The organism is Desulfonatronospira sp. MSAO_Bac3, assembly GCF_003838035.1.
GTDB classification, from domain to species: domain Bacteria; phylum Desulfobacterota; class Desulfovibrionia; order Desulfovibrionales; family Desulfonatronovibrionaceae; genus Desulfonatronospira; species Desulfonatronospira thiodismutans.
The window spans coordinates 1-3,009 of sequence record NZ_QYZY01000003.1 but is presented as its reverse complement, the minus strand read 5'-3'; the positions used below and the strand labels follow the sequence as shown (position 1 = coordinate 3,009).

Genomic DNA, 3,009 nt, shown 5'->3' with positions numbered 1-3,009 from the left:
CCTCGCTGTGTAGGTCTGTGCAGGATCACGGAATTTTGCGCTTGTAATATTGGTGATTGTGAAGGCAATGTGTCGCGGGGACTGTCCCCAGGCCGATTTCGGCACCCCCTGAATGGTTACAGTCAAAGTGATGCCAGTTGGCGGCATGGTAAGTAATCTGAACTGGTCCAGAATTCGCTTAAGACCGGGAAAGAGATGGCCTCTTCCCTTCATGGCCCTTCACCTGTCCAATGAAATAATGCAGCAGTCCAGATTTGCTGAATTTCACCGGGATGCTCTTCATGGTGGATATTTCTTATTCTTCAGACAGAGAATCAGCTAACAGAAATATCTACTCTCTCTTCCTTGTTCCGGCCATCCTGTATATCTCTTTATCCCTTCTTGGACCTACAGCCAGAACATAAACCTGTTCCTGGAAAACCCTGGACACAACCCTGCAGTCCCCAACACTGAGTTTTCTGAAATCAGTCAGATTTCCGGACAGAGGGAGGCCAAAATCCAGAGGAGCACGGGTCAGCTTGGAATCTATGGCTCTGACGACCCGACCGGCCATAGCTGGACCAAGACTTAACAGGTCCTCTTCAACATCCTGGTGGTAAATTACAGTCCAGGTCACCTGGAAAATCTCTCCATGATCTGTTCATGGGACAGAGCTTTTTTCGGGTCAAAAGTTTCCTGCCGGACCAGGGCAAGAGAGGCCATCCGCAAATCTTCAAGCTCCTCCTGCATGGCCTGGAAAGCTTCCATGGACAAAAGCACCGCCTTGGGAGAGTTGTTTTTCAGGACTATCATCTTTTCCATCTCACCTCTGTCAAAAGCGTCCAGGGTTGCGGATGTTTTCTTGGACAGGTTGGTAGCAGAGATGTATTCATCTTGTCTCATAATTATACCCTCTTTTACAGAACAATAATTCTGAAAATAATCCGATTTTATGCAATCGTCAAGACATGCACCCTGAAGTACCTGAAGAGCATCCCGGTTAAATCGCTTCGGGGGATATGAATATTAAGGCCCTTTCAAAAACAATATGCAAGACACAAGGTCGAAATCACCAAAGAATACAACTTGACCTTGCTCCAGACAGAGTTTACATAAAAAAGTATAAACTATGTCCCGGAGGCACCATGAAAACAACGGCCAAGGACTTAAGGTTTTTCTCCAGGGAAATCCTGGACACAGTCAGCAGAGGGGAAGAAGTGATTATCACCTACCGCGGCAAACCCTGCGCCAGACTTGTCCCTTACCAGGCAGCCAAGGACGATGAGTACAAGGAAAAATTGTTCGGAATGTGGCAGGATAACGAATCTGTTGCAGATGTGGATGGCTACATTCGAAGATTACGCCAGGGAAGATTCGCATGATCTTGGATACAGACGTCCTGATCTGGTATCTTAAGGGTAACCAGAATGCATTTCGAATCATCGAGGAGTCGGAATACTTCTACATCTCTGTGGTGACCTACATGGAGCTGGTCCAGGGCATGAGAAACAAGCAAGAACTGGCCACTCTGCGCAAAGCCCTGCATGCATGGAAAACTCAGATTCTGTATATTTCCGAGGAAATCTCCATAAAAGCCATGTTCTATGTTGAGGAGCACTTTCTCAGCCACTCCGTCCAGCTGGCAGATGCCCTGATTGCAGCTACTGCACAGGTGCATGCACAGCCTGTCCTCACTGGTAACGATAAACATTACAGGGCCCTGAAAGGCCTTGAAATCAAGAAATTTCAGCCGTAGCCCTGAATAATCATCAGCAGCTAATTCTTGAACGGCCGGTACAACGGATCTCCCACCAGGACCATCTTCCAGGACCAGGATGGTATGGAATTAAAATAGACTTCTGCCAGACTAAGACGCCCGTCCGTAAGCAGGGCAAAAAGATCTCCGGAGGGGGAAAGGCCTGCACGTACGGCTCGCCCACCGGCCCCAGAGTGGCAGCTACACCTTCTTCCAGCATCCTCTTGCACCAGTACTCTCCCCTTCTCAGGCTCTGGCACTCCTGGCTGGCAATATGATACCCCACAGAACCAGGCTGCCATTCAAAGGCCGGCACATACCTGGCCAGACTGTACCAGCCCGCATACAGGGCTGCTTCAGGGCAGTCCCCGGGCTGAAAAAGCGCGCTGGTCTCCTCAACTGTTACCGGCATAATGTCATTGGACTGCAGATGCAGCGCAGCCTGGTGCAGGGAGTAATCATACAGGCCGTAGCCCCCCTGGGGACGCTCATCAGGCATGGGCCATCTGGCGTCAAAGTATGCCCTGCCCTGCAGGCCTGCTTCCTCTGTCTGGATCTTGTTGGCCACTACCAGGATCTCCTCGGGCTTGAGAGAAGCCCCGGCCTCTTTCTGCTGCAGAAAGCTTACTGCCATCACCACAACAATCATCAAAAAAACAAAACCGTATCTGTTGATAAACATAAGCCTTGCCATTGATTACAAATTGCTGACTGTATATTCCCTCAAAGCCCTGAACATCGTCGTAGCCTGTTTGCACATATAGCGCTTGACGCGAAATGTGCAAAAAATGGCCATTAAAATGCCTGTATGCTTTTCCCAGTTCAAAAACAAGATATCGGTGTTTACCAAACGGATTCCCGAGGATGAAACCGATACTTTCAATTGCAGGCTTTATCTCACGACATGCGTTTTTTAAAACTTCTTTCTATGCCCTTTTTTCTTCAGTGCAGAGACTTGCACATTTCGCGTCAAGCTCGATATGTGCAATAAAGCTATTGCATAAGGCAGCCATTTGTTTTAAGTTCTCAAAACGGGCTTGACGCGAAATGTGCAAAAAGGGGCAAGGCATGGACCATTTCGAGCCGGGCATAACAGGAAATGTACAGCGGATATTCAGAGCAAGATACAAGCTTGATGAACCTGGGTTGATATCACATATCACCCAGCGTGCGGCCGGCAAAGACCCGCTGTTTCTAGATGATAGAGATTACCTGACCATGCTTGGCCTGCTCAAGGAGAGCTCTGAAAAATTCAACATCAGCTATTATGCCCT

The 3,009-nt window shown here is 48.6% G+C and carries 7 protein-coding genes; 3 read left to right on the top strand and 4 right to left on the bottom strand.

Annotation, left to right across the window (positions count from 1 at the left end; genetic code table 11):
• The 3 genes from D5S03_RS00050 to D5S03_RS00040 all read right to left on the bottom strand — a co-directional run.
• Positions 1–213, bottom strand: a 213-nt coding sequence (locus D5S03_RS00050; RefSeq protein ID WP_287042324.1) for a hypothetical protein, incomplete at its 3' end; no start/stop codon positions are given.
• 118 nt (positions 214–331) lie between these two features.
• Complete coding sequence (locus D5S03_RS00045) at positions 332–616, bottom strand: type II toxin-antitoxin system RelE family toxin (protein WP_008868399.1); 285 nt, start codon at positions 614–616, stop codon at positions 332–334.
• Entirely contained in the window at positions 613–882 is a 270-nt protein-coding gene (locus tag D5S03_RS00040) for a type II toxin-antitoxin system Phd/YefM family antitoxin (RefSeq protein WP_008868400.1), read from the bottom strand. Before D5S03_RS00040 ends, D5S03_RS00045 begins: the two co-directional genes overlap by 4 nt.
• Before the next feature lie 242 nt (positions 883–1,124).
• Here D5S03_RS00040 and D5S03_RS00035 point away from each other — a divergent pair, with 242 nt between their 5' ends.
• Entirely contained in the window at positions 1,125–1,361 is a 237-nt protein-coding gene (locus D5S03_RS00035) for a type II toxin-antitoxin system Phd/YefM family antitoxin (protein ID WP_008868401.1), read from the top strand.
• On the top strand, positions 1,358–1,735 hold the full coding sequence (locus D5S03_RS00030; protein ID WP_008868402.1) for a type II toxin-antitoxin system VapC family toxin: 378 nt from the start codon (positions 1,358–1,360) through the stop codon (positions 1,733–1,735). The genes D5S03_RS00035 and D5S03_RS00030 overlap by 4 nt, the downstream gene beginning before the upstream one ends.
• A 13-nt stretch (positions 1,736–1,748) precedes the next feature.
• Here the strand turns inward: D5S03_RS00030 and D5S03_RS00025 are convergent, their stop codons facing one another.
• On the bottom strand, positions 1,749–2,417 hold the full coding sequence (locus D5S03_RS00025; RefSeq protein ID WP_008868403.1) for a TIGR03790 family protein: 669 nt from the start codon (positions 2,415–2,417) through the stop codon (positions 1,749–1,751).
• A gap of 386 nt (positions 2,418–2,803) precedes the next feature.
• Between D5S03_RS00025 and D5S03_RS00020 the strand changes: the two genes are divergently transcribed.
• A partial coding sequence (locus D5S03_RS00020) for a transposase (RefSeq protein ID WP_502697103.1) occupies positions 2,804–3,009 on the top strand: 206 nt, incomplete at its 3' end.